The sequence below is a fragment of the Streptomyces sp. NPDC001002 genome (assembly GCF_053599215.1).
Window position 1 is genome coordinate 1 of the sequence record NZ_JBSFLV010000273.1, and the last position, 5,036, is coordinate 5,036.

Annotated in this window: 4 protein-coding genes; 3 read left to right on the forward strand and 1 reads right to left on the reverse strand. The window is 69.0% G+C overall.

The window, feature by feature from the left end; translation table 11 throughout:
* Window positions 1–144: 144 nt before the first annotated feature.
* Window positions 145–1,338: an RtcB family protein gene (locus tag ACWDR3_RS47130; RefSeq protein WP_450358852.1), complete on the reverse strand. Its 1,194-nt coding sequence runs from the start codon at window positions 1,336–1,338 to the stop codon at window positions 145–147.
* Window positions 1,339–1,564: 226 nt separating this feature from the next.
* On the opposite strand from ACWDR3_RS47130, the gene ACWDR3_RS47135 reads away from it, so the two are divergent.
* From ACWDR3_RS47135 to ACWDR3_RS47145, 3 genes are all read left to right on the forward strand, one after another.
* Window positions 1,565–2,404, forward strand: coding sequence for a DUF3558 domain-containing protein (locus tag ACWDR3_RS47135; protein ID WP_450358853.1), 840 nt, complete (start codon window positions 1,565–1,567; stop codon window positions 2,402–2,404).
* A 133-nt stretch (window positions 2,405–2,537) separates the two neighbouring features.
* The gene (locus ACWDR3_RS47140) at window positions 2,538–3,458 is read left to right on the forward strand and encodes a DUF3558 family protein (protein ID WP_450358854.1); all 921 of its coding nucleotides are present in this window, start codon (window positions 2,538–2,540) and stop codon (window positions 3,456–3,458) included.
* Between the two features lie 108 nt (window positions 3,459–3,566).
* Complete coding sequence (locus ACWDR3_RS47145; RefSeq protein ID WP_450358855.1) at window positions 3,567–4,922, forward strand: DUF2637 domain-containing protein; 1,356 nt, start codon at window positions 3,567–3,569, stop codon at window positions 4,920–4,922.
* Window positions 4,923–5,036 lie beyond the last annotated feature (114 nt).

The window sequence follows — 5,036 nt, forward strand, 5'->3', positions numbered from 1 at the left end:
GGCTCAGGCGCCGACCAGCGGTGAGCCGGACGGCGTCCGCAGTGGGGTGGCCAGTTCCGCCAGGGCCCGCTCCAGGCCGTGCAGGTGGGCCAGCGCCAACCAGCGTGCGGCACCGCGCAGTTCAGCCTTGAGCCGTCCGGCCTTTCAGCCCTTCACACAAACAACCTGCTTCAGCTTCGCGACGACCTCCACCAGGTCCCGCTGCTGCTCGATGACCTGCTCGATCGGCTTGTACGCACCCGGGATCTCGTCCACGACGCCGGAGTCCTTACGGCACTCCACGCCCCGCGTCTGCTCCTCCAGGTCCTTCGTGGAGAACCGCCGCTTGGCCGCCGTACGGCTCATCCGCCGACCGGCGCCGTGGGACGCCGAGTTGAAGGCCTTCTCGTTGCCGAGGCCCTTCACGATGTACGAACCGGTGCCCATGGAGCCGGGGATGATCCCGAACTCGCCGGAGCCGGCCCGGATCGCGCCCTTGCGGGTGACGAGCAGGTCCATGCCCTCGTAGCGCTCCTCCGCCACATAGTTGTGGTGCGCGCTGATCTCGGGCTCGAAGGTCGGCTTCGCCTTCCGGAACTCCTTGTGGATCACGTCCTTCAGGAGCGCCATCATGATCGAGCGGTTGCGCTTGGCGTACTCCTGCGCCCAGAACAGGTCGTTGCGGTACGCCGCCATCTGCGGGGTGTCCGCGACGAAGACGGCGAGGTCGCGGTCGACCAGGCCCTGGTTGTGCGGGAGCTTCTGGGCGATGCCGATGTGGTGCTCGGCCAGTTCCTTGCCGATGTTCCGGGAACCGGAGTGCAGCATCAGCCAGACAGAACCGGTCGTATCCGTGCAAACCTCGATGAAGTGGTTTCCGGATCCAAGCGTTCCCATCTGCTTTCCTGCACGCTCGTGACGGAACTTGACCGTGTCGGCGATTCCGTCGAACCGCCCCCAGAAGTCGTCCCACCCCGCGGTCGCGAACCCATGAAAACCCCCCGGCTTGACGGGATCGTCATGCATCCCCCGCCCCACCGGAATCGCCTGCTCGATCTTCGACCGCAGTCGGGACAGGTCCCCCGGCAGGTCGTTCGCCGTCAGTGACGTCCGTACCGCCGACATCCCGCAGCCGATGTCCACCCCCACCGCCGCCGGGCACACCGCGCCGTGCATCGCGATGACGGAGCCGACCGTCGCGCCCTTGCCGTAGTGGACGTCCGGCATGACCGCGAGGCCCTTGATCCACGGGAGGGTCGCGACGTTGCGCAGCTGCTGGAGCGCGCCCTCTTCGACCGACGCGGGGTCGGTCCACATGCGGATGGGGACCTTCGCCCCCGGCAGCTCTACGTACGACATCTCGTCCTCATTCCCCCGGAACAGCAACAAAAGTAAGTGAAAGTCTTGAATCGCATTAGCGACGCCAGGTGGGCCAAAAGAGACAACGGACCGGCGTCCACGGCCATGCGTGCGATAGACATTGTCTCCAGGGGACGCCCCGGTGCGGCAAGCGATTAACCAGCGGGGACACTGGAAGACCTGGCACGTCTACGGCCACCGGGCCGCCGTCGAGAGGAGCCCGACCGTGCAGCGGAAGGCATACGTACCCGGCGCCGCCGCGCTTCTCGCGGCACTGCTGGCCGGCTGCACCGGCGGGTCCGGGGACACGGGTTCGACGGACGACTCGAACCCGGGTGACAGCGGCACGTCGGCCGTCTCGGCCCAGCCGGGGCGGTACAACAGCCTCCCGGAGGCCTGCGGCGCGGTCAGTCAGGGCAATCTCGACTCGCTGCTGCCCGGCGTCAAGGAGATCACCGACGAGGACCAGCGGACCAAGTCCTACGCGGGCGCGGCCACACAGACCTTCGACACCGACCGCAAGGTGGGCTGCCGTTGGAAGGTGGAGTCCGCGGACGCCACCGACCACCTCCACGTCGACTTCGAGCGGGTCGTCTCCTACGACAACGCCGTGAGCGACGACACACAGGCGAAGGAGCTCTTCGCGGAGAAGCAGGTCGCCGCCGACCTCCCGGAGCCGACCACCTCCAGCCCGGGCGCCGAGGACAGCGCGAGCGACTCCGCCTCCCCCACGGCCAGTTCCTCCGCCTCCGCCTCCACCGCCGCAAGCGCCGACCCCTCGGATTCCGCCTCCGGCTCGCCCTCCAGCTCCGTCACCCCCTCCGACCTCCAGCCCCGCGTCCTGGACGGCCTCGGCGACGAGGCGTACCTCGACGACGCGTTGAGCGGCTCCGCCGCCGCGGCCCAGCCGCGCACGGTGACTGTGGTGTTCCGCACGTCCAACGTCATCGTGACGATCGAGTACGAGGAGCAGCCGGCCGGTGGCGGCGCCACCCCGGACAGCAAGGAAATGCAGGACAAGGCCCGGAAACTGGCCTCTCAACTGGCCGACACCCTGAGCGGTTGACCCCCTCCGGGCGCCCCCACGGGCCCGTTCGCAAAGCGGATGAAGCCGAACCGCACAGCTTCTTCACCGACTACCGTGGCCCCTCGGACCCGATCCGACGGCAGGAACCACGAGCGTCATGAGTGAAGGAACCATGCAGCGACCAGCACAGTCAGTCCGACGGAACGAGCGAGACCGACGGGGGAAGCGGCGCCACCGCGTCCTTGTCGGCGCGGCCGCCCTCCCCGCACTGCTGCTCGCCGCCGGCTGCTCCTCCGACTCCGGCTCCGACTCCGGTGACGGCGGCAGCAGCGCGGCCGGCGGGGACAGCTCGGCCTCCGCGAGCGCGGCACCGACCGTGCAGGCGGCGGCGTACAAGAAGCTGCCGGACTCCTGCGACGTACTGTCGAAGAAGACGTTGACCTCGCTGGTGCCCAAGGGCGCGAAGTCCGGCAGGGAAGGCACGTCGAGCGACACCGGGACGCGGGCGAGCTGCTCCTGGGACAGCCTGGACAACAACGGCGTGAAGGGCTCGCAGTTCCGCTGGCTGAACGTGTCGCTGCTGCGCTTCGAGTCGGACGTCACGCGCGGCGAGGGCGACAAGCTGGCGCAGACGTACTACGAGAAGCAGATCAAGGACGCCCAGGCGGCGGAGGGCGCGAAGAACACGAAGACGCAGCCGGTGACCGGGATCGGTGACGCGGCGACGCTCGTGCGCTACGACCTGAAGAAGAAGGAAGGCGCCTTCAAGCAGCAGACGATCGTGACGCGCGTCGAGAACGTCGTCGTCACGCTCGACTACAACGGCGCGGGTCTGGCCGGCGAGAAGACGCCGAACGCCGACACGCTCGCCAAGCTGGCGGAGAAGGCGGCCAAGGAGGCGGTCGGCGCGGTGTCGGCGGCCAACGGCGCGGGCACGGGCACCGGTTCGGGGTCGGGGGCGGGCTCCGGCTCCGGTTCAGATTCCGGTTCTGCAACGACGACCCCGGCTCCCTCCAAGTCCGCGTCCACCTCGGCCTCTCCGTCCACCGCGAAGTCCGCATCCCCGTCCAAGTCGGCTGCGAAGAAGAGCTGACGGGGCCCACCGGCAACCCGTGCGCCGCACACATGTGCCACTCTGTTGCGCGCAACAACACGCATGTGGAGGGGAGTACGGGTGGCCGCGCCAATCCAGCTGACTCGGATGCACCGCGTTCTCATCGGCGTGGTCGTGTTCGGCGCCGTGATCATCGCCGGCATCGGCTTCGCCGGTTCGTACGCGGCGGTCCGCGAGTTGGCACTCAAGAAGGGCTTCGGGAACTTCGCGTACGTGTTCCCGATCGGCATCGACGCGGGCATCTGCGTCCTGCTCGCCCTCGACCTCCTGCTGACCTGGATCCGCATACCGTTCCCGCTGCTGCGCCAGACGGCGTGGCTGCTGACGGTCGCCACGATCGCCTTCAACGGCGCGGCGGCCTGGCCCGACCCGCTGGGCGTGGGCATGCACGCGGTCATCCCCGTGCTGTTCGTGGTCTCGGTGGAGGCGGCCCGGCACGCGATCGGCCGCATCGCGGACATCACGGCCGACAAGCACATGGAAGGCGTCCGCCTCACCCGCTGGCTGCTCTCCCCCATCCCGACCTTCCTCCTCTGGCGCCGCATGAAGCTCTGGGAACTCCGTTCCTACGAGCAGGTCATCAAGCTGGAGCAGGACCGTCTCGTCTACCAGGCCCGCCTCAACTCCCGCTTCGGCCGCGCCTGGCGCCGCAAGGCCCCGGTCGAGTCCCTGATGCCGCTGCGCCTCGCGCGCTACGGCGTCCCGCTCGCCGAGACGGCACCGGCCGGCCTCGCCGCCGCGGGCATCGAGCCCGTACTCCTGCCGCCGGCCCCGCAGTTGGAGGCGGCCCCGGAGCCGACGCCACCGGCGGTCGTGCAGAACAACCAGGCACCGGTACGCGAGGAACTCCCCGCACCCGAGCAGCCGCAGCAGCAGGCCTACGCCGACGAGGCCGCCGCCGAGCAGCAGAACCCGTGGCTCCACTCGCGCGACCCGCAGTCCATCGCGTACCAGGGCGGCTACGACCCGAACTTCGACCCGGACATCGCGGACGCCCAGTGGTACGAGGAGCAGCAGCAGGCCGAGCAGCTCCAGGCGCAGCAGCAGTACCAGTCCCAGCAGCAGTACGAGGAGCAGCGGCGCTTCGAGGAGCAGCAGCGGTTCCAGGAGCGCCGGCTCTTCGAGCAGCAGACGATCCCTCAGCAGTACGAGGAGGAGGCGGTCCCGGAGCCCTCTCCGGAGGACACCGGCACGTTCCCGATCCCGGCAGGACCTGGCCGTACCCGTGAGATGGGTGCGGGCGGCGGCACGGAGCCGAGCGAGGACGACTACTACCTCATCTTCAAGAAGTCGATAGACGGCAGCTACCCGACCGGCGGCCAGTTCCGCGGCGACGTGGAGGCCACGTACGGCATCACGCTCCCGCAGCGCGAGGCCGAGCGCATGGTCAACCGCTTCACCAACCGCCACACGGCGGAACTCCAGGAAGACCACATCGCCTAGCCGGCTCCTCTACGTCGACGGGGGCCCCGGTGCTGATCCGCCCAAGTACTGGTCGCTGTAAGGGAGTTCGGACTCCAGGAGAGCCTGGATCGGCCGGTGGGCGATCTGTCGTAC

What these genes read in the sequence shown, in the direction of transcription:
- ACWDR3_RS47130 (WP_450358852.1), bottom strand. Translation starts at nt 1,338, where the DNA reads ATGTCGTACGTAGAGCTGCCGGGGGCGAAGGTCCCCATCCGCATGTGG.
- ACWDR3_RS47140 (WP_450358854.1), top strand. Translation starts at nt 2,538, where the DNA reads ATGCAGCGACCAGCACAGTCAGTCCGACGGAACGAGCGAGACCGACGG.
- ACWDR3_RS47145 (WP_450358855.1), top strand. Translation starts at nt 3,567, where the DNA reads ATGCACCGCGTTCTCATCGGCGTGGTCGTGTTCGGCGCCGTGATCATC.